This window comes from Kitasatospora sp. NPDC096204 (assembly GCF_044763205.1).
Taxonomy (GTDB): domain Bacteria; phylum Actinomycetota; class Actinomycetes; order Streptomycetales; family Streptomycetaceae; genus Kitasatospora.
Map to the genome: position 1 here is coordinate 95669 of NZ_JBIWFT010000012.1, position 26101 is coordinate 121769.

General features: G+C 74.9%; 23 protein-coding genes. 9 read left to right on the forward strand and 14 right to left on the reverse strand.

The genetic code is table 11. The annotated features are described in order from the left end of the window. Positions 1-114: 114 nt before the first annotated feature. The gene (locus tag ACIQ87_RS15650; RefSeq protein ID WP_402406266.1) at positions 115-702 is read right to left on the reverse strand and encodes a TIGR03086 family metal-binding protein; all 588 of its coding nucleotides are present in this window, start codon (positions 700-702) and stop codon (positions 115-117) included. A 65-nt stretch (positions 703-767) separates the two neighbouring features. Here ACIQ87_RS15650 and ACIQ87_RS15655 point away from each other — a divergent pair, with 65 nt between their 5' ends. Continuing rightward, positions 768-1622 carry a DUF6597 domain-containing transcriptional factor gene (locus tag ACIQ87_RS15655; protein ID WP_402406269.1) on the forward strand — a complete coding sequence of 285 codons (855 nt, stop codon included), beginning with the start codon at positions 768-770 and terminating at the stop codon, positions 1620-1622. 3 nt (positions 1623-1625) lie between these two features. Here the strand turns inward: ACIQ87_RS15655 and ACIQ87_RS15660 are convergent, their stop codons facing one another. The 4 genes from ACIQ87_RS15660 to ACIQ87_RS15675 form a co-directional block, all read right to left on the reverse strand. Next, positions 1626-2612: an ABC transporter substrate-binding protein gene (locus ACIQ87_RS15660; RefSeq protein WP_402406271.1), complete on the reverse strand. Its 987-nt coding sequence runs from the start codon at positions 2610-2612 to the stop codon at positions 1626-1628. A gap of 83 nt (positions 2613-2695) precedes the next feature. After that, the gene (locus ACIQ87_RS15665) at positions 2696-3514 is read right to left on the reverse strand and encodes an ABC transporter ATP-binding protein (protein WP_392882489.1); all 819 of its coding nucleotides are present in this window, start codon (positions 3512-3514) and stop codon (positions 2696-2698) included. Beyond that, entirely contained in the window at positions 3514-4560 is a 1047-nt protein-coding gene (locus ACIQ87_RS15670; protein WP_402406274.1) for a FecCD family ABC transporter permease, read from the reverse strand. Before ACIQ87_RS15670 ends, ACIQ87_RS15665 begins: the two co-directional genes overlap by 1 nt. Then, positions 4557-5600 carry a FecCD family ABC transporter permease gene (locus ACIQ87_RS15675; protein ID WP_402406277.1) on the reverse strand — a complete coding sequence of 348 codons (1044 nt, stop codon included), beginning with the start codon at positions 5598-5600 and terminating at the stop codon, positions 4557-4559. Before ACIQ87_RS15675 ends, ACIQ87_RS15670 begins: the two co-directional genes overlap by 4 nt. A gap of 99 nt (positions 5601-5699) precedes the next feature. Between ACIQ87_RS15675 and ACIQ87_RS15680 the strand changes: the two genes are divergently transcribed. After that, the gene (locus tag ACIQ87_RS15680) at positions 5700-6332 is read left to right on the forward strand and encodes an HAD family hydrolase (RefSeq protein ID WP_402406279.1); all 633 of its coding nucleotides are present in this window, start codon (positions 5700-5702) and stop codon (positions 6330-6332) included. Between the two features lie 21 nt (positions 6333-6353). Here ACIQ87_RS15680 and ACIQ87_RS15685 read toward each other — a convergent pair whose 3' ends face one another. Further along, complete coding sequence (locus ACIQ87_RS15685; RefSeq protein ID WP_402406282.1) at positions 6354-6593, reverse strand: hypothetical protein; 240 nt, start codon at positions 6591-6593, stop codon at positions 6354-6356. Between the two features lie 469 nt (positions 6594-7062). On the opposite strand from ACIQ87_RS15685, the gene ACIQ87_RS15690 reads away from it, so the two are divergent. Then, positions 7063-7446 (forward strand): cold-shock protein, encoded by a 384-nt coding sequence (locus tag ACIQ87_RS15690; protein WP_360348240.1) that lies wholly within the window; start codon positions 7063-7065, stop codon positions 7444-7446. A 28-nt stretch (positions 7447-7474) separates the two neighbouring features. Here the strand turns inward: ACIQ87_RS15690 and ACIQ87_RS15695 are convergent, their stop codons facing one another. The 4 genes from ACIQ87_RS15695 to ACIQ87_RS15710 all read right to left on the reverse strand — a co-directional run bounded on the left by ACIQ87_RS15695 (position 7475) and on the right by ACIQ87_RS15710 (position 11125). Next, positions 7475-8326 (reverse strand): 1,4-dihydroxy-6-naphthoate synthase, encoded by an 852-nt coding sequence (locus ACIQ87_RS15695; protein WP_402406283.1) that lies wholly within the window; start codon positions 8324-8326, stop codon positions 7475-7477. Continuing rightward, positions 8319-9110, reverse strand: a complete 792-nt coding sequence (locus ACIQ87_RS15700) for a futalosine hydrolase (RefSeq protein ID WP_402406286.1) — start codon at positions 9108-9110, stop codon at positions 8319-8321. Before ACIQ87_RS15700 ends, ACIQ87_RS15695 begins: the two co-directional genes overlap by 8 nt. Positions 9111-9120: 10 nt before the next feature. Beyond that, positions 9121-9651 carry a hypothetical protein gene (locus ACIQ87_RS15705; RefSeq protein WP_402406289.1) on the reverse strand — a complete coding sequence of 177 codons (531 nt, stop codon included), beginning with the start codon at positions 9649-9651 and terminating at the stop codon, positions 9121-9123. 73 nt (positions 9652-9724) lie between these two features. Beyond that, a complete protein-coding gene (locus tag ACIQ87_RS15710; protein WP_402406494.1) occupies positions 9725-11125 on the reverse strand; it encodes an MFS transporter in 1401 nt (466 codons plus the stop codon). Between the two features lie 528 nt (positions 11126-11653). Here ACIQ87_RS15710 and ACIQ87_RS15715 point away from each other — a divergent pair. Beyond that, positions 11654-12535: a DUF3027 domain-containing protein gene (locus tag ACIQ87_RS15715; RefSeq protein ID WP_402406496.1), complete on the forward strand. Its 882-nt coding sequence runs from the start codon at positions 11654-11656 to the stop codon at positions 12533-12535. 205 nt (positions 12536-12740) lie between these two features. Next, entirely contained in the window at positions 12741-16037 is a 3297-nt protein-coding gene (locus tag ACIQ87_RS15720) for a sacsin N-terminal ATP-binding-like domain-containing protein (protein WP_402406291.1), read from the forward strand. A 57-nt stretch (positions 16038-16094) separates the two neighbouring features. Here the strand turns inward: ACIQ87_RS15720 and ACIQ87_RS15725 are convergent, their stop codons facing one another. Further along, positions 16095-18554, reverse strand: coding sequence for an HAD-IC family P-type ATPase (locus ACIQ87_RS15725; RefSeq protein ID WP_402406294.1), 2460 nt, complete (start codon positions 18552-18554; stop codon positions 16095-16097). Positions 18555-18606: 52 nt separating this feature from the next. Then, the gene (locus ACIQ87_RS15730) at positions 18607-18945 is read right to left on the reverse strand and encodes a DUF2530 domain-containing protein (RefSeq protein WP_402406296.1); all 339 of its coding nucleotides are present in this window, start codon (positions 18943-18945) and stop codon (positions 18607-18609) included. Between the two features lie 177 nt (positions 18946-19122). On the opposite strand from ACIQ87_RS15730, the gene ACIQ87_RS15735 reads away from it, so the two are divergent. The 3 genes from ACIQ87_RS15735 (at position 19123) to ACIQ87_RS15745 (ending at position 23690) form a co-directional block, all read left to right on the forward strand. After that, the gene (locus ACIQ87_RS15735; RefSeq protein ID WP_402406299.1) at positions 19123-20583 is read left to right on the forward strand and encodes an NCS2 family permease; all 1461 of its coding nucleotides are present in this window, start codon (positions 19123-19125) and stop codon (positions 20581-20583) included. Between the two features lie 220 nt (positions 20584-20803). Continuing rightward, complete coding sequence (locus ACIQ87_RS15740; RefSeq protein WP_402406302.1) at positions 20804-21727, forward strand: DUF4231 domain-containing protein; 924 nt, start codon at positions 20804-20806, stop codon at positions 21725-21727. A 244-nt stretch (positions 21728-21971) separates the two neighbouring features. Continuing rightward, entirely contained in the window at positions 21972-23690 is a 1719-nt protein-coding gene (locus tag ACIQ87_RS15745) for a hydrogenase maturation protein (RefSeq protein ID WP_402406304.1), read from the forward strand. A gap of 102 nt (positions 23691-23792) precedes the next feature. Here ACIQ87_RS15745 and ACIQ87_RS15750 read toward each other — a convergent pair whose 3' ends face one another. Then, positions 23793-24677, reverse strand: a complete 885-nt coding sequence (locus ACIQ87_RS15750; RefSeq protein ID WP_402406307.1) for an MHYT domain-containing protein — start codon at positions 24675-24677, stop codon at positions 23793-23795. Positions 24678-25001: 324 nt separating this feature from the next. Continuing rightward, positions 25002-25469: a VOC family protein gene (locus ACIQ87_RS15755; protein WP_402406310.1), complete on the reverse strand. Its 468-nt coding sequence runs from the start codon at positions 25467-25469 to the stop codon at positions 25002-25004. Between the two features lie 120 nt (positions 25470-25589). Here ACIQ87_RS15755 and ACIQ87_RS15760 point away from each other — a divergent pair, with 120 nt between their 5' ends. After that, complete coding sequence (locus ACIQ87_RS15760) at positions 25590-26024, forward strand: MarR family winged helix-turn-helix transcriptional regulator (RefSeq protein ID WP_030235202.1); 435 nt, start codon at positions 25590-25592, stop codon at positions 26022-26024. Positions 26025-26101 lie beyond the last annotated feature (77 nt).

Below are 26101 nucleotides of genomic sequence, written 5' to 3' on the forward strand. Positions count from 1 at the left end.
CCTTCCCTGACGGAACCCGCCCCACCTCCACACGCCCCATCTCCACACGCCCCACCCCCACGCGCACCGGGCCCGCCCGCCGGCAGTGCCGACGGGCGGGCCCGGTGTCGCGGCTCAGGCCTTCCAGCGCGGATCGCGCCCCGAGGCGGCCAGCGCGCGGTCCCACGCGGAGGCGTCCTGCGGCAGGGCCACCGACTCGGCGAAGCCCGCGTACCGGCGGTACAGCTCGGCGTTCTCCGCCACGATCTCCCCGGTCAGCAGGGCGAGTTCCTCGTCGACCGCGATCCGCCCGCCGGTCGCCCTGGCCACGTCCCAGCCGTGCAGCAGCAGCTCCAGGAGCAGCATCCGGGCGATCCCGACCGCCGGCACCGGGGAGCCGCCGAGGTCGACGTCCCCCTCCCAGGCGGCCGGGTCCGCCCACGCCGCGACCGCGCGCTCCAGCTGGGCCGCGTAGGCGGAGCGCCAGTCGGCGTCGGCGGTGAAGTCCCGCGAGCCCAGCTCCTCGGGCAGCTCGATCCGCCGGGCCCGGTGCTCCAGGCCGTGCGAGGTGTAGAGCACCCAGTGGTTGATCAGCGCACGGGTGTCGAACTCCGTGCAGGGCGTCGGTGCGTCCAGCGGCCGGTCGGCCGGGACGGCGGCGGCGACACCGGCCGCGAGGGAGGCGGCGCGGGCGAGGAACGGGTGCATCGGGTGGACGTTCATGGCGCCGATTCTGGGCCGGACCGCGCCGGCCGGTCTTGAAGAAACGCGACGGCTAGCCTGGCGGCATGGGCACGGACTCCCCGGACTCCCCGGAACCCTCGGACTCCCCGGACACCCCGGACGCTCCCGGCCTCGGCCGCGGGGTGCTCCACCCCGCCCGGGCGGCCGAGCTGATCACCGTGGACCGGCTCGCGCCCGACCCGGCCGTGGCGCGGTCCGTCGAGTACTACTGGCTGGTCCGGTGGGACCTGCACGGCCTGCCCCCGTACGAGCAGAAGGTGCTCTCCCACCCCAACGTCCACCTGGTCTTCGAGGCCCCGCGGGCACGCGTCTACGGGGTGGACCGCTCGCTCTTCGTCCGCCGCCTGGAGGGCGCCGGGCACGTACTGGGCGTGCGCTTCCGGGCCGGCGCCTTCCGCGCCCTCGCCGGGCACCCGGTGAGCGACCTGGCCGACCGTTCGGTGCCCGCCGCCGAGTACTTCGGGCCCGGGGCGGACCGGCTCAACGCGGAGATCCTCGGGGAGCCCGACGGCCCCGCCGCCCTCGCCGCCCTCGCCGACGCCTTCCTCCGCCCCCGGCTGCCCGCGCCCGACCCGGCCGCCGCCGAGGTCGCCGCGATGGTGGACCGGATCACCGGCACACCGGACCTCCGCCGGGTGGACGAGCTGGCCGCCGAGCTGGGCCTGACGGTCCGCCGCCTCCAGCGCCTGTTCGCCGAGTACGTCGGCGCCTCCCCGAAGTGGGTGCTGCGCCGCGCCCGCCTCCACGAGGCCGCCGAACGCGCCGCCGCGGACGGCGGGTTGGACCTGGCCGGGCTCGCCGCCGAGCTGGGCTACGCCGACCAGGCGCACCTCACCAGGGACTTCACCGCCGCCGTCGGCGTCTCCCCGGCCCGCTACGCGGGGGCGCGCCGGCCCTAGGGTCTAGGCGCCGAGGAAGCGCTGCAGCTCGTCCAGCATGTAGTTGGCGCCGGTGTACCCGATCCCCTGGAACCACAGCTGGTCGTTCACCGGGAACGCCCGGTGCCCCCTGACCGCCCCCAGCGCCTGCCAACCAGGGCTCGCCAGCACCGCGCTGGTGCCCGAGAGCCCCGGATCGCCGTACGTCGCGTACAGCAGCAGATCGCCGTCGGCCCTGGCGATCTGGTCCGCCGGGATCTCGAAGTCCGACTGGTCGACGTTCTGCGCGTCCGGCCGGCCCACCTGGGCGTCGGCGAGCACCGTGCCGGGAAAGCTCTGCCGGCCGAACAGCCGGATGCCGCCGCCCTCCACGAACCGCACCAGGCTCACCTTGCGTCCCGACAGCTTCGCCGCCGCCAGCGCCTGCACCACCTGCCCGACGTGCCTCTGGTACGAGCCGGCGAAGGCCGCCGCGGCCGCCTCCCGGCTCAGCGCCTCGGCGTGCAGCTGGAAGTCGGCCTTCCACGGCGCCCCTGCGGTCTGGGTGAGCACGGTCGGGGCGATGTCCCGCAGCTGCTCGTAGCGGTCGCCGTCGCGGGCCTGGTTGGAGAGGATCAGGTCCGGCCGCAGCGCCCGTACGGTCGGCAGGTCGGGTGCGCCCGCCGGGCCGACCAGCCGGATCCCGGCCGTCCGGGAGGCCGGCCAGTACCCGGGGTAGCTGGTGTTGCGGGCCGGCAGTGCGGCGCCGACCGGGGTGATGCCGAGGGTCAGCGCCGAGTCGAGCACGTCGGTGTCCAGCACGACCACCCGCATCGGCGCGCCCGGCACCACCACCGGCCCGGTGGCGGCGTCCACCGTCACCGGCGGCAGCGGGGCCGGGGAAGGGGTGGCGCCGGGGGCGAGGCCCTCCGTGGCCGCCGGGGCCGGGTGGCGGTCGGTGCAGCCGGTGGCCGTCGCGAGCGCGGCGGCGCCGAGGCCGGTGAGGAGGGTGCGGCGGGAGATCCGGGGCATCGGCGGTCCTCTGGCGTCGCGGCGGGGTCGGGGTGCCGTCGATTATGTCCGAAATGGCAGCTGAAGTGCTGTTAAGGACGCCGTCAGGCGGGAGCACCGTCCGGGGTGAGCGCCGACCACGGGGCTCCCGGCACGACCAGCGGCGTGCCGGTCACCGGGTCCGGCACCACCACCGAGTCCAGCCCGAACACCTCCCGCACCAGCTCGGCCGTCACCACGTCCCCGGGCGCGCCCTGCGCCACCACCCGGCCGTCCCGCATCGCCACCAGGTGGTCCGCGTACCGGGCGGCCTGGTTGAGGTCGTGCAGCACCGCGACGACGGTCCGGCCGCGCTCGACGTTCAGCCGGCGGACCAGGTCCAGCACCTCCACCTGGTGCGCGATGTCCAGGTAGGTGGTCGGCTCGTCCAGCAGCAGGATGTCGGTGCCCTGGGCGAGCGCCATCGCGATCCAGGCGCGCTGGCGCTGGCCGCCGGACAGCTCGTCCATGCTCCGCTCGGCCAGCTCGGCGGTGGAGGTGCGCTCCAGCGCCTCCGCGACCGCCGCCTCGTCCTCCGGCGACCACTGCCGCCACCAGCTCTGGTGCGGCTGGCGGCCGCGCGCGACCAGGTCCGCCACCGAGATGCCCTCGGGGGCGGTCGGCGACTGCGGCAGCAGGCCGAGCCGCTGGGCGATCCGCTTGGTCGGGATCCGCGCCAGCTCCTCGCCGTCCAGCAGCACGGCGCCCCGGACCGGCTTCAGCAGCCGGCCGAGGGCCCGCAGCAGGGTCGACTTGCCGCAGGCGTTCGGGCCGACGATCACCGTCACCCGCCCGTCCGGGACGCTCACGTCCAGGCCCTCGACGACCGTGCGCGCCTCGTAGGCCAGGGTGAGGCCCCGGGCCTCCAGGCGGTGATCGGACATCAGGAACCTCCACGTCGGGATCGGATCAGCAGCCACATCAGGTACGGCGCGCCGACCAGGCCGGTCACCACGCCCACCGGCAGCTCCGTCGGGGCCAGCAGCCGCCGGGCGACCAGGTCGGCGAGGACCACCACCAGCGCGCCGGTCAGCGCCGAGCAGAACAGCGGGACCTGCGCCGAGCGGGCCAGCCGCAGCGCGATCTGCGGGGCCATCAGCGCGACGAAGTCCACCGGCCCGGCGGCCCCGGCCGCGCACGAGGCCAGCACGATGCCCAGCAGCGCCATGCCGAGGCGGATCCGGTCCAGGCGCAGGCCGAGGCCGACGGCGGTGGCGTCGTCGAAGGAGATCGACCGCTGGGCGCGGGCGGCCCACAGTGCGACCGGCAGGGCCGCGAGCAGCACCCAGGCGAGCCGGTCGGCCTGGTCGTAGCCGGCGCCGTTCAGGCTGCCGGTCATCCAGACCTTGGCGGCCTGGGCCTGGAAGCCGTCGCCCTTGGTGAGGAAGACGGAGGTCAGCGAGGACAGCGCGACGCTGACGCCGATGCCGATCAGCACGAAGCGCTGGGCGTGCAGGCCGCGCCGCCAGGCCAGTGCGTACACCAGCAGCCCGGCCACCAGACCGCCGGCCACCGCCGCGTACGGGGCCTGGCCGGTCGAGCCGACCACGCCGTACGCCGTCAGGCCGACCACGGTCGCGGTGGCGCCCCAGGTCACGCCCACCACGTCGGGGCTGGCCAGCGGATTGCGGGCGACGGTCTGGATCAGCGCCCCGGCCAGCCCGAGCGCCAGGCCGACCAGCAGTCCGACCACCACCCGGGGCAGCCGGAACTCGCCGACCACCAGCTCGTGCGGGCTCGGCTGCCCGAGCACCACCTTGACCACCTCGCCCGGCGCCACCGTGGACTCGCCCAGGCAGAGCGAGGCCACCGCGGTCGCCGCCAGCGCCACCAGCAGCCCGACGGTGACGGCCACCGAGCGCCGGTGCACCAGGAAGGACGCCCGCCCGGCCCGGACGGTCGAGTAGCCGCGCAGCGACACCGAGGTCATGCCGCCACCACCTTCCGGCGGCGGACCAGGGCCACCAGCACCGGGACGCCGACGAGGGCCGTCATCACGCCCGCCGGGACCTCGGACGGCGGGAACAGGACCCGGCCGAGGGTGTCGGCGAGCAGCAGCAGCGCCGGGCCGAGGACGGCGGAGAAGGCGAGGATCCAGCGGTGGTCGGCGCCGGCCACCGCGCGGGCCGCGTGCGGGACGGCGAGGCCGACGAAGGCGATCGGGCCGGCCGCCGCGACCGCCGAGCCGGTCAGGACGGTCGCGCCGAGCGCGCCGACCGCCCGGGTCAGGCCGGTCCTGGCGCCCAGCCCCCTGGCGGTGTCGTCGCCGAGCGCCAGCGCGTCCAGCCCGCGCGCCACCGCGACCACCAGCACTGTGCCGACGGCCAGGAACGGCAGCAGCTGCCAGGCCACGTCCGAGGTCCGTCCGGAGAGCGAGCCGACGTGCCAGAACCGGAACTGGTCCATGGTGGCCGCGTCGGTGGTCAGCACCAGGGTGTTGAGCGAGGCGATGAAGGCGGACGCGGCCGAGCCGGCCAGCGCCAGCTTGATCGGCGTGGCCCCGCCCCGGCCGCGCCCGGCGAGCCCGTACACCAGCACGGTGGCGATCACCGCGCCCGCGAAGCCGAACCAGACGTACCCCGTGAGGGTGGAGACGCCGAAGCCGGAGATGGCGACCACCACACCGGCCGCCGCGCCCTGGGAGACGCCGAGGATGCCGGGGTCGGCGATCGGATTGCGGGTCAGGCCCTGCATGACGGCCCCGGCCAGGCCGAGTGCCGCGCCGACGGCCAGCCCGACGACCGTGCGCGGCACCCGCAGCTCGCGGACCACCACGGCGTCGGCGGTGTCGCCGCCGTGCAGCAGGGCGTCCAGCGTGCCGCCGAACGGGATGGTCCGGCTGCCGACCGCCAGGCTGAGCAGCACCGCGGCGGCCAGGACGGCGAGTGCGGCGGCGAACCACAGTGTTCGGCGCCGCGGCGCGCGGTACGGCGCGCGGGGCGCGCCGGGCGGTGCGCTGGTGTCGGTCATGGGCCCTCTCCGCAGACAACTCAGGTAAACCTAAGTTCCCCCGTGAAGCCCGGGCAAATTGCCTCGTGGCCCGTGGCCCCCGTTGGGTAGCCTGACGGCATGCCCGCGACCTCACCCGCTCCGCTCACCGTCGGCTTCGACCTCGACATGACGCTGCTGGACACCCGGCCGGGTATCCGCGCCACCTACCTGGCGCTCTCCGCCGAGACCGGCACCCACATCGACGCCGACCTGGTGGTCACCCGGCTCGGCCCGCCGCTGCTGGACGAGATGCGCAACTGGTTCCCGGAGGACGAGGTGGAGCGGGCCGTCGACCGCTACCGCGAGCTCTACCGGGACCACGCCTTCGCGCCGACCGTGGCCCTGCCCGGCGCGCACGCCGCCGTCGAGGCGGTCCGCGCCCACGGCGGCCGGGTCGCGGTGATCACCGGCAAGTACGAGCCGAACGCCCGCCTCCACCTGGAGCACGCCGGGCTGGCCGCGGACACCGTGATCGGCGACCTGTGGGCGGAGACCAAGGGCGTGGCGCTGCGCGAGCACGGCGCGAGCGTCTACGTCGGCGACCACCTCGGCGACATCAGGGGCGCCCGGTTCGCGGACGCCCTCGCGGTCTGCGTGCCCACCGGCCCGTACAACGCGCGGGAGCTGCGCGAGGCGGGGGCGGACGTGGTGCTGGCGGACCTCACCGGCTTCCCGGACTGGCTCGCCGGGCACCTGGCCGAGCGGGGCTAGCGCGCGGGCCCGCGGCGGCCGTCAGGAGCCGACGGGCCCGGTCCGGCGGCGCTGGGCCCGGGCGTTCAGCAGCAGCCCGGTCAGCGCGGCCAGGAAGCCGGCCGGCATCAGCATGCTCAGCCAGTACGCGGCCGTCGGCAGCGGCGTCAGGTGCAGGAACAGCGGGACGAAGGTGACCAGGGTGGCGAGTGTCCCGAGGCCGAAGACGATCGCCCCGGCCTTGACGTATACGTCACCGGGGTCGGCGCTCTGGCTGCTCACGTCTGCTCACTCCTCCGGGCCGGTCGGGACTGATCCCAGTCTGGCAGAGCGGCCCGCGGGCGGGTCCACCGGAGCGGGTCGGTCACGTTGCGCAGTTTCCCGGCAGCTGAACGTTTTGATCCCTGTTGAGCGGGGGTATGCACGGGATGCCGAGGGGCGCTACAGGTGCGCCCCGCGTCCTCAGACCCGGGGGTGTGAGCCGATGGACCGCGCGGAGCCGCGCCACGGCCGTGCCGACGCCGGGTTGCCCGTGACCGCGAGATCCCGTTCCCGCCGCCCCGACCGGGCCTCGGAACGCGGATCCCTCGCGGAACGCGGATGAGGCAGTGACGGACGGTTAGTCTGCTCCTGACCGCGACCGACCACGAGCGCCCGCGGGCGCCGAAGCGGGGTCGGTCGCCTTTCCCCACCACCCAGTGATCCCCGGCCAGGGCCGGGATCCCTCACACCCATTCGAGGACTGTTCGAGATGCCCACCGGCCAGGTCAAGTGGTTCAACGAGACGAAGGGCTTCGGCTTCCTGTCGCGCGACGACGGCGGCGACGTCTTCGTCCACACCAAGGCGCTGCCCGCCGGTGTCACGTCGCTGAAGCCGGGTCAGCGGGTCGAGTTCGGCGTGGTCGCCGGCCACCGCGGGGACCAGGCGATGGCCGTGCAGCTGCTGGACGCGCTGCCCTCGGTGGCCGCCGCCCAGCGCCGCAGCGCCGACGACATGGCACCGATCGTCCAGGACCTGATCACCACGCTGGACGCGGTGCTGCCCGGCCTGCAGCGCGGGCGCTACCCCGCCAAGCCGACCGGCCAGAAGCTGGCCGGCCTGCTGCGCGCGGTGGCCGACCAGTTCGACGTCTGACCGACGGGCACGCGGGAACGCGAGCCGGCTAGAACGCGAGCGCACCCGGGTCGAGCGGGGGCACCAGCCCCTCCGCCGCGGCCCGGGTGAGCAGCGCGTGGACGGCCGCGTAGCCCTCCTCGCCGAGGTCCTCGGAGAACTCGGTGACGTACAGCTCGATGTGCTGCTCGGCGACGGCCAGGTCCATCTCCTGGGCGTGCGCCAGCACGTACTCGCGGCTCGCCGCCGGGTCCGCCCAGGCCTGCCGGACGGAGGCGCGGATCGCGTCGGAGATCTCCCGCAGCCGCTCGGCGCCGAGCGAGCGCCTGGCGACGATCGCGCCCAGCGGGATCGGCAGGCCGGTCTCCCGCTCCCAGGCCTCGCCCATGTCGGCCAGGCTGTGCAGGCCGTACTGCCGGTACGTGAAGCGGGCCTCGTGGATCACCAGGCCGGCGTCCACCCGGCCGTCCCGGACGGCGGGCATGATCTCGTGGAACGGCAGGACGACGATCTCGCCGAACCCGCCCGGCACCGCCCGCGCCGCCCAGAGCCGGAACAGCAGGTAGGCGGTGGAGCGCTCGGAGGGCACCGCGACGGTCTTCCCGGCGAGGTCGGCGGGGGAGTCCACGCCCGGCAGGGTGAGCACCAGCGGGCCGCAGCCGCGGCCCAGCGCGCCGCCGCAGGGCAGCAGGGTGTACTCGTCCAGGACCCAGGGCAGCGCGCCGTAGCTGATCTTCAGCACGTCCAGCTCGCCGCGTTCGGCCTGGCCGTTGGTGACGTCGATGTCGGCGAAGGTCACCTCGGGGGCGTCCACCCCCGGCACCAGGCCGTGCGCCCAGGCGTGGAAGACGAAGGTGTCGTTCGGGCAGGGCGAGTACGCGATGCTCAGCCGTTCAGCCACGGCCGGCCTCCTTGATCGGTTCGTGCCGCGCGGCCGGTTCGTGCGCCGCGGCCAGTTCCCGGACGGGCAGCGCGGCGAAGGCCCGTTCCAGGGCGGCCAGCGCCTCGCCGATCCGCCAGGCGGACCGGTCGCGCGGGCCCACCGGGTTGGACACGGTGCGCAGTTCGAGGGCCGGCACGCCGTACCGGGCGGCGGCCTCGGCCACGCCGAAGCCCTCCATCGCCTCGGCGGCGGCGCCCGGGTGGCGGGCCGCCAGCTCGGCGGCCCGCTCGGCGCTGCCGGTGACGGTGGAGACGGTCAGCACCGGGCCGACGGCGAGGCCGGGGCCCAGCGCCCGAGCGACCAGGGTGACGGCGGCCGGGGGCGGGGTGTGCCGGACGGTGCCGAAGCCCAGCTCGGTGACGTCGGCGAAGCCGTCGGGGGTCTGGGCGCCGAGGTCCGCGGCCACGATCGCGTCGGCCAGCACGGTGGCGCCGACCGGGGCGAGCGGGGCGAAGCCGCCGGCGATCCCGGCCGAGACGGCCAGGGCGTACGGGTGGGCCGCCAGCGCGGCGCCGGCGCCGGCCGCGGCGGCGGCCGGGCCGACCCCGGCGGCCAGCACGTCCACCGGCACCCGCTCGGCCCGGTGCAGCGTGCCGCCGGGCAGCGGCAGCGCGGCGGACCCGCCGGGCAGGCCGCGGAGCACGGCCTCGGCCTCGGCGGCCACCGCGACGACGACGAGCAGCCGGGCCCGCGCGGGGCCCGACTGCTCGTCCTGGCCGTCGGTGACGGCGTGCGCGGTCATCGCAGGACCGTCAGCTGTCCTGGGTGTTCAGCTGGAAGTACCAGACGGCGACCGGGTTGTCCGAGTTCTTGTCGCCCTCGACCACGGTGACCAGGGTCTTGCCGCTGGCGTTCAGCACCTTGTTCGCCTGCTGGGAACCCGACCAGGTCGGGCCCTTGGCGTACGAGAACAGGCTGAAGCGCCCGCCCTGGCCGGTCGAGCCGCCGTTGGTGAAGGCCCACCAGCCGGTCTCGGCCACGTTCGGGGAGACCCCGACGCCGACCCGGTCGCTGCCCACCACGTCCCTGGTGGGCAGCGTGCCGTTCTTGAGGGCCTCGGTGGCCTTGTCCTGGCACTGCTCCTGGAGGTCCTCGGTGATCGGGCTGCCGCCGTTCCAGCACAGCGGGTCCGCGACGATCGAGGAGTTGCCGACCGTGAGGGTGGCACGGTGGGAGCTGTGCTCGGTCTGGCCGGCGGCGATGGCGACGGAGGTGCCCACCGTGGCGGCGCCGACCACGACGACGGCGCCGAGGGCGGCGATGGCACGGGAATTGAGGCTCATGCGTCAGAATCTACCGGGCCTGGCCGATCACGCGACGCGGGGGTCGGCACCGCGTGTTGTCACCGGGCCCCGGTCAGGCCACCCGGGGCGCCGCCGGGTGCCGCCGCAGGCCCACCCGGAACAGCGAGCGCAGCGTCCACAGCAGCACCACGCCGACCACCCCGGCGGCGATCGACAGGCCCAGCTTCCCGTTCAGCGGCAGCAGGATGCCGACCGCGCCGCCGGCCACCCAGGACAGCTGCATCAGGGTCTCCGAACGGGCGAACGCCGAGGTCCGCACCGCCTCCGGGACGTCCCGCTGGATCAGCGCGTCCAGCGCCAGCTTGCCCAGCGAGGCCGCCGTCCCGGCCGTCCCGGCGACCAGAACCACCGTCACCACGCCGTACCAGAGCGCGGCCGCCGCCGTGACGCAGGTCGCCAGCAGCAGCATCGCGGTGACCGTCGCCTCCGGGCCCCGGGTGCGCAGCCAGGAGCCGAGCACCGAGCCCAGCGCGTTGCCCGTCCCGGCCGCCAGTGCGACCAGGCCCAGCGCCGCGGTCGGCCGCAGCCCGCCGATCGGCTCCTCCCGCAGCAGGAAGGCCAGGAACATCACCAGGAAGCCGACCAGCCACTTCATCGCCGACATCGCCCGCAGCGCCAGGATCACCGAGGGGCCGACGGTGCGCAGCGAGGCCTTGACCGGCGGCGGCCTGTGGGGGATCAGGTGCGAGCCCTCGCCGTGCACCTCGGCGTGCAGGACGGCGCGCTGCTCGCCCTTGGCCGAGTCCACCGCGGGCGGCAGGTGGAAGGCCATCAGGGTGCCGATCACGAACACCAGGAAGGCCCCGCGCAGCGGCCAGCCGGGCCCGAGCAGGTGCAGCAGCCCGCCGACCGCGGCCGCCACGCCGGTGGCCAGCAGCCCGGCCAGGGTTACCCGGGAGTTCGCCTTCACCAGGGACAGCCGGCTCGGCAGCAGCCGGGGCACCACCACGCTGCGCACCACGCCGTACGCCTTGGACGCGACCAGCACGCCGAGCGCCTCCGGGTAGAGCGCGATGCCGCCGCCCGCGATCACCCCTGCCATCGTCCAGGCCAGCACGGCCCGGGCCAGCATGGCCGTCGCCATGGCGGCCCGGCGGCCGTGCGGCAGCCGGTCCAGCAGCGGGCCGACCACCGGCGCCAGCAGCGCGAACGGGGCCATCGTGATCAGCAGGTAGAGCGCGACCCGGCCGCGGGCCTCGGCGGTGGGCACCGAGAAGAAGATGGTGGACGCCAGTGCGACGGTGATCAGCATGTCGCCGAAGGAGTTGAGCGCGTGCAGCTCGATCAGCTTCGCGAGGCCGGACTCGCCCGCGCCCTCGGCGGCGGTGGCCCGGCGGATCCGGCGGCCGGTGCCGTGCACCACCTTGCCGGTGCGGGAGCCGGCGGCGGAGGCGGTGCGGACCAGGAAGTGCCGGCGGGGCTCGGGGGTCTCCGGCTCCTCCGGCTCCTCCAGCTCCTCAGGCTCCCGCGGTTCCGCCGGGGCCGGGTCGAGGGCGTCGAGGGTGTCGGGGGGCCCGGCCGCGGACCGGGCCGCGGATTCGGCGGACGCCTCGGCGCCGTCCGCCGGCGGCGGTTCGCCCGCGCCGGGGACCGGAGGCTGCTGCCGCGGCACGGCGTCCGTCTGGTCGGGGCTGCCGGCCTGCGGGACACGCAGTACGTGCTGCGACGGTTCGGGGTCCGCCACAAGCCCCATCCTGCCCCAGAATCGCCGAGTCGACGCGGGACCGGGCCCCGCTCGGCGCGGCCCGGAAACGGCCGTGTCCGCCCCGGACTGTGCCGGGGCACCGACCGGCGGGTAGCCTGCCCAGGGTCGACCCGCCGGAGCGCCGGGGCGCCGGCAGGCCGGTCGAGCGGCGCGGCCGGTACCCGAGGGGGCTCCAGGTCGCGCAGAATGGACGAGGGACACCTAGCCGCGACGGAACAGGCAACACGCCGTGGGCGACAGAAGAACTGGGAGAGAATCGACGCCGTGAGTGCTGCGATGCGAAGCCGTACCCCCGACCGGCTCTGTGCCGAGGCCGTCGAACTCGCCCGCCAGGCCGCCGAGGAGGCCGTCGGTGCGGAGGCCGTCGGGCCGCACCTGGGTGTCCAGGCGGACGCCGACCGCGTCGTCACCCACACCTTCGAGTGCCTTGACGCGGCCTACCGCGGCTGGCACTGGGCGGTCACCGTCGCGCGTGCGCCGCGCGCCAAGAACGTCACCCTGGACGAGGTCGTGCTGCTGCCCGGCGACGACGCGGTGCTCGCCCCGGAGTGGGTGCCGTGGAGCGATCGGCTGCGCCCCGGCGACATGGGCCCGGGCGACCTGCTGCCCACCGGCGCCGACGACCTGCGGCTGGAGCCCGGCTGGACGGGCGAGGACGAGCCCGCGCCGAACTCCGCGGCCGTTCTGGCGGACGAGGACGACATGGTCGTCACCGACCCGCACGTCCAGCCCGCCCCGGCCCGCGCCCGGATCAACGCCGTCGCCGAGGAACTGGGCCTGGGCCGCAGCCGGGTGCTCTCCCGGCTCGGGATGCACCTGGCCGCCGAGCGCTGGGAGAAGTCCCACGGCCCGCAGACCGCGATGGCGCAGGCCGCCCCGGCCTCGTGCGCGAGCTGTGGCTTCCTGGTTCCGATCGGCGGCTCGCTCGGGCAGGCCTTCGGCGTGTGCGGCAACGAGTTCGGCCCGGCCGACGGCCAGATCGTCTCCTTCGCGTACGGCTGTGGCGGGCACTCCGAGGCGGCCGTGATCCCGGCCCCGCCGGCGCCGTCCGAGCTGATCCTGGACGAGCTGGTGGTCGAGCCGCTGCCGCTGCACCCCGACCGCGCCTCCGGCTCCGTCGAGCCCGACGCCCCCGCCGAGGAGCTCGGCCACTCCTGAGCCCGTGCCCTCCGCGGCCCGCCCGGTCACCGACCGGCGCGGGCCGCGGTGTTTTCCGGGCGGCGGTGTTTTCCGGGCGGAGGTGCTATTCGGGCGGTGGGAGGGCCGCCGGGGCCGCCGACGGCGGGGTGCGTGGTCGGGAGCAGTCAGTGGGGCAGGGAAGAATGCCCTACGACGAACAGGGCAGCGGAAGGCGGCAGGTCCAGTGGAACCTCGGATCATCGGCAGCGGCACGGACGAGCACCTCGCGGACCCCTTCGGCAGCGCCGCGCTGCGCCGACGGGTGCTGGCCGCCTGGGCCGCCTCGCCGGCCCGGTTCCGGGAGGACGCCAACGCCGAGGAGGAGCTGGCACTCGGCGGCTACCGGGACCGCCTGGTGGTCGAGTTGGCACAGAACGCGGCCGACGCCGCGGTCCGGGCCGGCCAGGGCCCCGGCCGGCTGCGGCTGACCCTCGCCGACGGCGTGCTCGCCGCCGCCAACACCGGCGCCCCGCTGGACGAGGCCGCCGTCGAGTCGCTGTCCACCCTGCGCGCCTCCTCCAAGCGCGGCGAGGAGCCCGCCGTCGGCCGGTTCGGGGTCGGCTTCGCCGCCGTCCTCGCCGTCACCGACGAGCCCGCCGTGCTGAGCGCCACCGGCGGGGTGCGCTGGTCGCTCGGCGAGGCCCGGGCGCTGGCCGGGGCCCAGCCCGAGCTGGCCGACGAGCTGCGCCGCCGGGACGGCCACGTGCCGCTGCTGCGGCTGCCGTTCGCGGCCGAGGGGCCGGCCCCGGCGGGCTACGACACGGTGGTGGTACTGCCGCTGCGGGACGCCGCCGCCGAGGACCTGACCCGCCGTCTGCTGGCCGGGATCGACGACGCGCTGCTGCTCACCCTGCCCGGCCTGCGCGAGGTCGTGGTGGAGACCCCGGACGGCACCCGCACGCTCACCCGGGAGGCCGCCGAGGCCCGCCCGGACGGGGTCACCGAGGTCACCGTCACCGACGACGCGGGCGGCCGGCCGCGGCGGACGGTCTGGCAGACCGTCGGCGCCTCCGGCACGCTCGCGGCCGAGCTGCTGCTCGACCGGCCCACCGAGGAACGCTCCCGCCCGTACTGGACGGTGACCTGGGCCGTCCCGGTCGGCCCGGACGGCGCCCCGCAGCGGCCCGCGATCGCCTCCGTGCTGCACGCGCCGACCCCCAGCGACGAGCCGGTCGGTCTGCCCGCGCTGCTGATCGCCTCCTACCCGCTGGACTCCACCCGCCGGCACGTCGCCCCCGGCCCGCTGGCCGACTTCCTCACCGAGCGCGCCGCCGACAGCTACGCCGAGCTGCTGCGCGCCCGCGGCGCCGATCTCGGCTCCCTCGGTCTCGTTCCGGTCCCGCTCGGCCAGGGCGCGCTGGACAACGCGCTGCGCGCCGCGGTGCTGTCCCGGCTGCCCGGCACGCCGTTCCTGCCGCACCCGGCGCCGGTCGAGGAGGGCACGCCCGCGCTGCGGCCCCGGGACGCGACGCTGCTGGAGGGCGCGGACGGCTCGGTGGTCGAGGCGCTCTCGCCGATCTTCCCCGGGCTGCTGCCGGCCGGCCTGGAGCGCCGCACCGAGCTGCGGGTGCTGAACGTGCGCCGGGTGCCGCTGGCCGAGGTGGTGGACCAGCTCGGCGGCCTGGACCGCGAACCCGCGTGGTGGCGCAACCTCTACGCGGCGCTCGGCGCGGCCGACCCGGAGGCGCTCGGCGCGCTGCCCGTCCCGCTGGCCGACGGGCGGACGGTCACCGGGCCGCGGCGCGTCCTGCTGCCCTCCGAGGACGCCGACTGGGCGGCCTTCCCGGGCTACCCCGAGTCGCTGGCGGGCGCGCTCGCCGCGCTGGACCTGCGCCTGGCCCACCCCGAGGCGGCCCACCCGCTGCTGGCCAAGCTCGGCGCCGGCACCGCCACCCCGGCCGGGGTGCTGGACACCCCCGAGGTGCGGGCCGCCGTCGCCCGCTCCTACGAGCTGGCCGAGGACGACCTGGACGCGGCGCTGGAACTCGCCGACGCCGTCCTGGCGTTGGTGAAGGTCGCCGCGCCGGAGCCGGGCGCCCACCCGTGGCTGGCCCGGCTGGCGCTGCTCGACGACGAGGGCGAGCCCGCCCGGGCCGGCGAACTCGTGCTGCCCGGAAGCCCGTTCGCCGCGCTCGCCCGCGAGGAGGACGCCGGCTGGGTGGACGACGAGCTGCTGGAGCGCTGGGGCCCGGAGGTGCTCGCCGCCGTCGGCGTGCTGGCCGACTTCGTGCTGGTGCGCGCCGAGGACGTGGTGCTCGACCCGGACGACCTGGAGCGGCTCGACCCGACCGCGCCCGCCGACCGCGCGGCCGGCGGCCACCCCACCGGCCTGCTGGACGAGGCCCCGGACGGGCTCGCCGAGTGGGCCGAGGACGCGCTGGAGGCGCTGCAGGCCGACGAGGCGATCGGCGTCCCGCCGGTGGCCGCCGAGCTGCTGGCCGTGCGCGACCTCGACCTGGTGGACGACGACGCCTGGCCGGAGGCGCTCGCCGCGCTGGCCCGCCCGCCGTATCGGGACGCCGTGGTCGGCCCGGTGCGCACCCTGCTGCCGGACGGCTCGTACGCCGACCTGCCGCCGTACACCGCGTGGTGGCTGCGCGACCACCCGGTGCTGGCGGGCCGGGAGCCGGCCGGCCTGCGCGCGGCCGGGGCGGACCCGCTGCTGCGCGGCCTGTACGACGAGGCCCGCACCACCCTGGACGAGCAGTTCCTGCACGCGCTCGGGGTGCGCACCACGCTGGCCGCGCTGCTCGCCGAGCCGCACGGTCCCGACGAGGTGCTGGACCGGATGACCGACCCGGACGCCGAGGTCGGCCACCGCCAGCTGCACGGCATCCACACCGCGCTGGCCCGGGTGGACCGCGAGCGGATCGAGCCGCTGGACGTGGTGCGGGCGCTGCCGCCGCTGGACCCGGAGACCGGGCGCCGGCCGGCCCACACCGTGGTGGTGGACGCCGCCGAGGCGGTCGTCGCCGACGCCCCCGACCTGGTCCAGCTGCTGCACCCGTACCCGCTGCTGCCGGTCGCCCCGGCGCTGGCCGCCGACCTCGCCGAGCGGCTGCACGTGTCGCTGGCCAGCGAGGTGGCGGGCGGCCGGGTGCTGTCCGAGGGCGCGCTGCACCGGGTGCCGGCGGTGGTGCGGGAGCTGCTGCCCGGCTGCCCGGTGGCGTACGAGGAGCACGAGGAGCTGCTGGTCGTCGGGCCGGACGGCGGCGAGGCGGCGGTGGACTGGCGCTGGGACACCGGGGCGCGGGCCCCGGAGCCGCCGTACGACCCGGAGCTGGCCGAGGCCGGCGACGAGGACGACGAGTTCGAGGTGCCGCCGGTGCCCGGGCTGCTGCACGCGGCCACCCCGGAGGGCCTCGCCGCCGGGCTGGCCTGGTCGGTCGGGCAGTGGCACCGCCGCTTCGAGGTGCTGGCCGCCCTCAGCGAGCCGGACCGCGCCTACGAGCTGTCGGCCGCCCGGGACTTCGAGGGCTGAGCCGCGCCCCGCGGGCCCGCCCCGAGCGGCGGGCCCGCGGGGGCACCGCGTGCGGCGTCACTCCATGCCGCGGCGCTTCATGACGCGCCAGGTGATCTCCAGGGCGATGCCGCAGACCACCGCGATGGCGACGCCCGTCAGCGGGTCGCGGAAGCCGACCAGCGAGAGGTCGAAGAAGGTCTTCAGCGGGGGCACCACCAGCACCAGCGCGAAGGCGCCGCACATGCTGCCGATCAGCAGCAGGCGCCACCAGTTGTACGGGCGGGCGACGATGGCGAGGACCCAGATGGCGATCAGGAAGAGCGTCAGGGTGGCCACGCTGGTGTCGGCCTTGAGGTCGGTCGCGTGGTCGGTGCGGGCGAGCGTGTAGGCGACGAAGGTGCCGGTGCCGGCGATGACGCCGCCGGGGATCGCCAGCCGCAGCACCCGCTTCACGAAGCCGGTGCGGGCCCGCTCGTTGTTGGGGGCGAGCGCGAGGAAGAACGCCGGGATGCCGATGGTCAGCGAGGACAGCACCGTGGAGTGCCGGGGCAGGAACGGGTACGGCGAATGGGTGAAGATCACCAGGAGGGCCAGCAGGACGGAGTAGACGGTCTTCACCAGGAAGAGTGAAGCGACCCGCTCGATGTTGCCGATGACCCGGCGGCCCTCGGCGACCACGGACGGCAGCGAGGCGAAGGAGTCGTTCAGCAGCACGATCTGGGCGACCGCCTTGGTGGCGTCCGAGCCGGTGCCCATCGCCACGCCGATGTCGGCGTCCTTGAGCGCGAGCACGTCGTTGACGCCGTCGCCGGTCATCGCGACGGTGTGGCCGCGGGACTGCAGCGCCCCGACCAGCTGGCGCTTCTGCTGGGGGGTGACCCGGCCGAAGACGCTGGTCCGGTCGGCGGTCTCGGCGAGCTCCTCCGGGTCGGCGGGCAGGGTGCGGGCGTCCAACGGGTGGTCGGCGCCGGGCAGGCCCAGGTGGCCGGCCACCGCGCCGACCGAGACCGCCGCGTCGCCGGAGATGACCTTGGCCCGGACCCGCTGGCCCTCGAAGTAGCGCAGGGTCTCGGCGGCGTCCGAGCGCAGTCGCTGCTGGAGCACCACCAGGGCGAGCGGGGTGAGGTCGGCGGCCGGGTCGGGGGCGTCCAGCGGGACGGTGGTGCGGCCGAGCAGCAGCACCCGCAGGCCGCGGGCGCCCAGTTCGTCCACCTCGGCCAGGGCCGGGTGCCCGGCGGGCAGCAGCACGTCGGGCGCGCCGAGCAGCCAGCTGGCCTCGCCGCCCTGTGGCTCCAGCAGCTGTACCCCGCTCCACTTGCGGGCGGAGGAGAAGGGCATCGCCTCGATCACCCGCCAGCCGTCGCGGCCCGAGGAGGCGTCGGCGTCGCCGCGCCCGTACGCGTCGATGACCGCCTGCATGGACGGGTTGGGCCGGGCGTCGGCGCCGGCCATCACGGCCAGCGCGTGCTTGACGGTCTCCGGGGCGACGGCGGCGGGCTCCCCGTCGGAGAGCACCCGCAGGTCGATCACGTCCATGCCGCCCTCGGTGAGGGTGCCGGTCTTGTCCAGGCAGACGGTGTCCACCCGGGCCAGGCCCTCGATCGCCGGGAGCTCCTGGACCAGGCACTGCTTGCGGCCGAGCCGGACCACGCCGATCGCGAAGGCGACCGAGGTCAGCAGCACCAGGCCCTCGGGGACCATCGGCACGATGCCGGCCACCATGCGCCGTACGGCCTCCCGCCAGTCCCGGCCCTCGACGGCCAGCTGGCTGATGATCAGACCGAGGGCGGTGGGGATCAGCAGGTAGGTGATGATCCGCAGGATGCTGTCGATGCCGGTGCGCAGCTCCGACTTCACCAGGGTGAACTTGCTGGCCTCCTCGGCGAGCTGGGCCGCGTAGGCCTCGCGGCCGACCTTGGTGGCGGTGAAGGCGCCGGCGCCGGCCACCACGAAGCTGCCGGACATCACGTGGTCGCCGGGCTGCTTGAGGACCGGGTCGGGCTCGCCGGTCAGCAGCGACTCGTCGATCTCCAGGCCGTCCGCCTCGGTGACCTCGCCGTCCACGATCACCTTGTCGCCGATGCCGAGCAGCACGGTGTCGTCGAGGACGATCTCGGAGACGCCGACCTGCTGGACGGCGCCGTCCCGGCGGACCTGCGGGCGGGCCTCGCCGATCAGGGCCAGGCTGTCCAGGGTCTTCTTGGCGCGCAGCTCCTGGATGATGCCGATCGCCGTGTTGGCCACGATGACCAGGCCGAACAGGCCGTCCTGGAGCGGACCGACGATCAGGATGATGCCGAACATCACGCCGATGATGGCGTTGAAGCGGGTGAAGACGTTGGCCCGGACGATCTCCCTGGTGGACCGGCTGGACCGCACGGGGACGTCGTTGACCCGGCCCTGCGCGACCCGCTCGGCCACCTCGGCGGCGGTCAGGCCGCCGCGCCGGCCGGGCAGCAGGCCGAGGGGGTGCGCTCCGTCCGGGCGGTCTCGGTCGCTCGGCCGCTCTTCCGCTGGCTGGGCAGGCTGCGTCATGGCACCGACTCTACGGGTGCCTTATGCCCGGTGCGTGCTACTAAAGGACTATTCAGTCCGACCGGGTGGCCGGGTTCTGGCCGTTGTCCTCGGCCGGGTGTTCAGCCGGGCGCTCGGCCGTGTGTTCGGCCTTGTGCGCGGCCGCCTCGGCGGCGCGGCCGCGGGCGATCGCGTCCCGGCGGGCGCGGCAGTACCAGAGGCCGATCAGGCCGAGCAGGCCGCCGGAGAGGCAGATCCAGGGCCAGGTGCCGTGGCCGTGCGCGGAGAGGGTGCCCTGGAAGGGGAGCAGGGCGAGGAAGGCGACGAACCACAGCACCGTGCCGCCGCCGACGATGGCGACGTCGTTGGCCTCCAGCGGAGGGGGCGAGGGGTGCAGTGGCGTCTTGGGCATGGGGCCTAGCGTACGGTGCGGGGGGCGGCTGTGCGGGCCCCTCGGCCCCATGCGGGCTCTACGCGCGAAGATAGCGCGTGTGCGATCGGGAAACCATACTTAAAGATCTGCGCCCGGCCATCGTCGCCCCGGGCGTCCCCTCCCTCTCCTCAGCTCCCCCACAGAGGACGCACGCACATGCCTGTGGTCCAGCCGACCACCGAGTCGCCCGAACCCGCCGACGCCGCGCCGAAGCCCCCCACCAGCGCCGTCGACCGCTTCTTCCGGATCAGCGAGCGGGGCTCCACCCTGCCGCGCGAGATCCGCGGTGGTGTCGCCACCTTCTTCACCATGGCGTACATCCTGGTGCTGAACCCGATCATCCTGGCCAGCGGCACCGACGTCACCGGGGCCCACCTGAACAGCGGCCAGCTGGTCACCGCGACCGCGCTGACCGCGGGTCTGACCACCCTGTTGATGGGTGTCATCGGCAACGTCCCGATCGGCTTGGCCGCCGGCCTCGGCGTCAACACGATCGTGGCGCTCCAGCTCGCCCCCAAGATGACCTGGCCGGACGCCATGGGCATGGTCGTGCTGGCCGGTTTCGCGATCATGCTGCTGGTCGCCACCGGTCTGCGCGAGCGGGTCATGAACGCCGTGCCGCTCGGTCTGCGCAAGGCGATCGCGATCGGCATCGGCCTGTTCATCAGCCTGGTCGGCCTGGTCGACTCCGGCTTCGTCAGCCGCATCCCGGACGCCGCCCACACCACGGTCCCGCTCCAGCTCGGCGGCAACGGGCACCTGCTCGGCTTCCCGGTGCTGATCTTCGTGGTCGGCCTGCTGCTGACCCTGATCCTGCTGATCCGCAAGGTGCCCGGCGCCATCCTGATCAGCATCGCGGTCTCCACCGCGCTCGCCGCGATCATCGACAAGGTGGCGGACATCCCGGCGCTCACGTGGGGCCTCACCGTCCCGACCTGGCCGGGCAACCCGGTCTCGGCGCCGGACTTCGGACTGGTCGGCAAGGTCAGCCTGTTCGGCGGCTTCGAGAAGGTCGGCGTGCTGACCGGCGTGCTGTTCGTCTTCACCGTGCTGATGTCCTGCTTCTTCGACGCGATGGGCACCATCCTCGGCGTGGCCGACGAGGCCCACCTGCTGGACGCGAAGGGCGACCTGCCCGGCATCAACAAGGTCCTGATGGTGGACGGCATCGCCACCGCGGCCGGCGGCGCCACCTCGTCCTCCGCCAACACCTGCTTCGTCGAGTCCACCGCCGGTGTCGGCGAGGGCGCCAGGACCGGCTTCGCCTCGATCGTCACCGGCCTGCTCTTCGTGGTGGCGCTCTTCCTCACCCCGCTCGCCACCATGGTCCCGGCCCAGGCCGCCACCCCGGCCCTGGTCACCGTCGGCTTCCTGATCCTGGCCAACTCGATCAAGGAGATCGACTGGGCCGACTACACGATCGCGATCCCGGCCTTCGTCACCATCGTGATGATGCCGTTCACCTACAGCATCACCAACGGCATCGGCATGGGCTTCATCGTCTTCTGCGTGATGCGCCTGGCCGCCGGCCGCGGCCGCGAGGTCCCCGTCCCGATGTACACGGTGGCGGCGGTGTTCGCCTTCTACTACCTGATGCCGGCCCTCGGCCTGCTCTGACGCCGTACGGCCCGCGCGGCCCCGTCCCCCCGGCTTAGCCCCGGGAGGCCGGGGCCGCGGCGTTTTCGCCGGGCGCTCCTCCCATCGCCCGGCGTCTCCGCGGGGCGCCCCTCTTGCCGCACCCGTCACCAACGGTCGGAAGTTGTCAAAAATGCGCCCGTGTAGGCGAGTTGGCGATGGGAATACTGGCTGGACGGAGAAGGGGGAGGGGACTCGACCGATGGTGCAACAGGATCCGCCGGGGGGCGTCGAGGCACAGCTTCTGCCGGAGCTGTTCTGGATGACGGACAAGGCATCGCTGGACGGCCAGCGGGAGACGCTGCGCTGGTACCGCGGCCTGATCGCGATGCTGGTGGTCGCCGCGGTGATCGGGTCGTTCCCGGGCCCGGACGACAAGGGCGACTTCGACGTCTGGCCGCTGTTCTCGGTCGCCGCCTTCCTGGTGGCCGGCTACTTCTGGTCGCGGCTGCGCCGGAGCAACCCACAGAGCCGCTGGTACCAGGCCCGGGCGGCGGCCGAGTCGGTCAAGACGCTGGCCTGGAAGTACACCGTCCGGGCCACGCCGTTCGACGGCGAGGCCGAGTCCGTGGACGTCGACCGCGGCTACCTGCTCCAGGTCGAGGACGTGCTGCGGGCCTTCGAAGACCCGGAGATCGTGCCGCCCGGCAGCGTCGCCGAGATTACCCCGGAGATGCGCCGGCAGCGCGCCGAGAACCTGACCGCCCGGCGCACCCTCTACCTGCGCGCCCGGGTCGAGGGCCAGCGCACCTGGTACCGCTCCCGGGCCGAGGCCTGCGACTCGCAGGCGGTCTCCTGGGGGCTCGGCGTCGCGGTGCTGATCATCGTCGGTGCCGCGGCGGCCGTCGCCCAGGCCACCGGCGCGCTGCCGGTGCACGTCTTCGGCACCACCTCGGCCGCGGCGGCGGCGATCATCGCTTGGACGCAGCTCAAGCAGCTCGGCCCGCTGGCCGCCGCCTACCAGCTGGCCGCGCGCGAGCTGGAGAACGTCGGCAACCAGCTGTCCGACCTCGACCTCCGGGCGCCGGACGCCGAGGAGCGCTGGGCCCGGCTGGCCGCGGAGGCGGAGGACGCGGTCTCCCGGGAGCACACCACCTGGCGGGCCCGCCGGGCGTTCCCGCGTTAGGGCGTGTTCGCCGGGCGTTCCCGCGCCAGGGCGGGCCCACCGGGCGTTCCCGCGTCAGGGCGTGTCCGTCGGCGGCGGAGAGTACCCGGTGGGAAAGGAGAGTTGGGGAGATCCGGCGAAACGCGGGGCACAGGTGTGCGGGGTGCGTGAGAGTAGAGCGCCGGGACACGGACCGTAATCATTACGTGTCCATGCCGTGGTTTCATCGCCTGCGCGCGACCCCAGTTCCCGCCGGAGGCCCTCCTTGCGCATTCTCCTGATCGCCAGCGCGTTCAACAGCCTGACCCAGCGCGTCCACACCGGACTGCGCGAGCGCGGCCACCGGGTCGCCGTCCAACTCGCCCTCGGCGACGAGGGGATGAGGGAGGCGGTGGCCCGTACCGACCCCGAGCTGATCATCTGCCCGATGCTCACCAAGGCCGTCCCCCAGGACATCTGGTCCACCCGGACCGTCCTGATCGTGCACCCGGGGCCCAAGGGCGACCGCGGCCCCTCCTCGCTCGACTGGGCGATCACCGAGGGGGCGGAGCGCTGGGGCGTCACCGTGCTGCAGGCGGTCGAGGAGATGGACGCCGGGGACATCTGGGCCTCTGTCGAGTTCCCCGTCCCCGCCTGCGGCAAGAGCGAGTTGTACCGGGGCGAGCTCGCCGACGCCGCCGTCGAGGCCGTACTGCTGGCGGTCCAGCGGTTCGAGGGCGGGCTGTTCACCCCCGAGCCGCTGGACTACGCCCGGCCGGACGTGCAGGGCGTGCCGCGGCCCCCCCTGCGGCAGGAGGCGCGCCGGATCGACTGGGCGCGGGACGACACCGCCACCGTGCTGCGCAAGCTGCGCGCCGCCGACTCCCAGCCCGGCGTGCCGGACGAGCTGTACGGGCGGGAGTTCTTCCTGCACGGCGGCCACCCCGAGGACGAGCTGCGCGGACCGGAGCCCGGCGCCGTGCTGGCCACCCGGGACGGCGCGATCTGCCGGGCCACCGTGGACGGCGCGGTGTGGATACCGCAGCTGCGCCCGCGCCGCACTCCCGGCGGGCCGGCCACCTTCAAGCTGCCGGCGGCCACCGTGCTCGCCGACGAGCTGTACGCGGTCCGCGAGGTGCCGGTGAGCCCGGCGGCGGCGAGCCGCCGGGACACCTGGTCGGAGCTGCGCTACCGCGAGGAGGGCGAGGTCGGCTTCCTCGAATTCGCCTACGCGGGCGGGGCGATGAGCACCGGGCAGTGCCGCCGGCTGCTCGCCGCCTACCGGGAGGCGGCCGAGCGGCCGACCTCGGTGCTGGTGCTCGGCGCGCCCCGGGACTTCTACTCCAACGGGATCCAGCTCAACGTCATCCAGGGCGCGGCCTTCCCGGCGCTGGAGTCCTGGGAGAACATCAACGCGATGGACGACTTCGTCGAGGCGGTGCTGACCACGACGGACAAGGTGACGGTGGCGGCCCTGGCCGGGAACGCGGCGGCCGGCGGGCTGATGGCGGCGCTCGCCGCCGACGAGGTGTGGTGCCGGGAGTCGGCGGTGCTCAACCCGCACTACCGGCTGATGGGCCTGTACGGCTCCGAGTACTGGACGTACACCCTGCCCCGGCGGGTCGGCGCCGAGCAGGCCGAGCGGCTGACCGCCGAGGCGCTGCCGGTCGGTGCCGACCACGCCCGCCGGATCGGCCTGGTGGACCGTACGGTCGGCGGGGACGCGGCCGGGTTCCGCCGCTGGGTGGCCCGCGAGGCCGCCCGGATCGCCGCCGCACCTGACCTCACGGGGCGGCTGGTGGACAAGAAGCGCCGCCGGGCGGTCGACGAGGAGGCCAAGCCGCTGGCCGAGTACCGGGCGGAGGAGCTGCGCCGGATGCACGCCAACTTCTACCGGGCGGGCGAGCCGTACCACGCGCTGCGGCGGGACTTCGTGCACAAGGTCTGCCCGGTGGCCACGCCGGAGCACGTGGCGGGGCTCCTCGGGCGGCCCTCCCAGGCCTGACGCGGCGGCACCCGGCTGAACGGGAAAGGGCCCGGGCGGACGCCCGGCCGGGGTGGGGGGCCCGGCCGGACGCCCGCCCGGGCCCCGCTCCCGTACCCGGCGTCAGCGCCGGGCCGCCCCGCCCGGTGACCGCTGCCGCCGCGGAAGCGGAAGCGGCGGGTCGTCGTCCGGGCCGCCCGGGGTGCGCGCGGCCCACCCGGCCCGCTCGGTGGCGGGAGCACGCGGGGGCAGCGGGGCGGCCGGACCGGCCAGCAGGGGCCGGGAGTCGGGTCGGCTCGGTGAGACGGCGAAGGCCAGCGAGCCGAAGAACACGTAGCAGCCGAGCCCGACCCCGAGCGGGAAGATGAACTGGAGCGCCATCACGCCGTCCGCGGTGGAGCGCGAGAGGTCCAGTCGGACGGAGAGCGCCGCCATGCCGGTGTAGTGCATCGCGCAGACCGCCACGCCCATCACCGGGGCCGCCGCCAGTACGGCGAGCGTGCCCTGGATGTTCAGCGCGGCCCAGAGCGCGGCCGTGGCCGCGACCACGGCGATCGCCACCGAGGCCGCCACGGTGAGCCGGTCGTAGTCGAGCCGGCCGGGCAGGACCATCGCGGCCATGCCCAGGTAGTGCATCGCGGCGACCCCGAGGCCGGTGGTCAGCCCGCCGACCAGCAGGGCCGGGCCGCGCCGCCGCCAGTACCCGACGGTGAAGAGCCCGACGCCGACCACGGCGACGGCGACCAGCAGGCTGAGGACGGTGAGTCCGGGACGGTAGCTGATCTCGACGCCGGTCACGGAGAAGCCGAGCATCGCGATGAAGTGCATGGACCAGATCCCGGCCCCGAGGGAGGTCGAGGCGAACAGCAGCCAGACGGCCCGGGTGCGACCCCGGGAGACGAGTGCCCAGCGGGCGCTGCGCAGCGCGACGAAGGCGCCGAGGCAGGCGACGAAGTACGAGACCGCCGGTGTCACCCAGCCGTGGTCGGCATGGTGGATCTCACCCAACAGAGCTCCCTGGACGAGGGTTGCGGGCACCGGGACGCGGGCGGACGCGGCTGGCCGGGGAAGGCGCGCGGCAACGGGCACCGGAGCGGGAACGCGGTCCCGCGGGGAGGAGCCTGGTATGTGGTGCCCCTGACAAACGGGGAGAGTAGCCACTGTCCTGCGGATCGCACAATGTTCGCGTTTTTTGTGAAGTCCCAGGTCAGGATGGACCTTTACGTGGCCTGCATGATCCCGGCACCAACCCCTGACACCGCCTGCGCACCGCCCCCGGGCCGCGGCCGGCGCTCACGCCGGCGGCCGGTGGCCCACCGCGGCGGTCGGTGCTCACTCCAGGGGGGCTAGCCCGAACGGGTGGCCGGCCGGGTCGATCAGCACCCGCAGCGTGCGGCCGTGCTGGTAGGCGGGCTCGGTGGCGCCGAGCGCGAGGGCCTTCTCGGTGGCCTCGTCCAGGTCGTCGACGTAGAAGTCGAGGTGGAAGTGCTTGCTGCCGTCCGGTTCCTTCCACGGCTCCGGCCGGTACCCGGTCACCCGTCCGAAGCCGATCGGGCTGCCGCCCTCGGGGTTGTCCAGGATCGCGAAGTGCTCGTCCGCGTGCCTGGTCTCCCACCCCAGCAGCTCGCCGTAGAACGAGGCCAGCGCGACCGGGTCGGCGCAGTCGATGGTGACCATGGCGAGCCGGGCGAAGCCGGTGTCGCCGGGCTCGGCCCGGGTGGACGGCACGGACGGCTGCGACTGCTCGGACGGCTGCGGCCGTTCGGACCGCCCGGACGGCTCGGTGGCGAGGTCGGACATGGCAGGTCGGCCCTTCTGGGAGTCGAGAGCTGGGGCCCATGACCAATATCGCACCGGGGTGACCCTCCGGCACGGCGGATCTCATTTTCCTTAGCGAGAGTAATGACGTAGTCTAAAGAGATGCCCGAGATGTCCGAGCAGGACCTCGCAGCGATCAGTCAGCTGCGATCGTCCACGATGCGCCTCTCCCGACGACTCAAACACCAACGGGTGGAGGAGTCGCTGAGTCCCACCGAGATGGGAGTGCTGGGCACCCTCGCCCGGTGCGGAAAGGCGACGCCGGGTGAGCTCGCCCGGAAGGAGCACGTGCAGCCTCCCTCGATGACCAGGATCGTCGCGATGCTGGAGGAGAAGGGGCTGGTGCGGCGCGAGCCGCACCCCGAGGACCGCCGCCAGGTGGTCGTCAGCAGCACCGAGCAGGCCGAGACGATCCTCGCGGAGAGTCGTCGACGCCGGAACGTCTGGCTCGCCGAGCTCGCCCAGGGGCTCGACGAGGAGGAGTGGGCCGTCCTCAGGGAGGCCGCGCCCGTGCTCTACAAGCTCGCACACCTCTAGGCACACCGGATCCGGCAAGCCGCCGGAAGAACGAGGAGCACTGCATCACCGCAGGACCGACCACTGACACCAGGAGC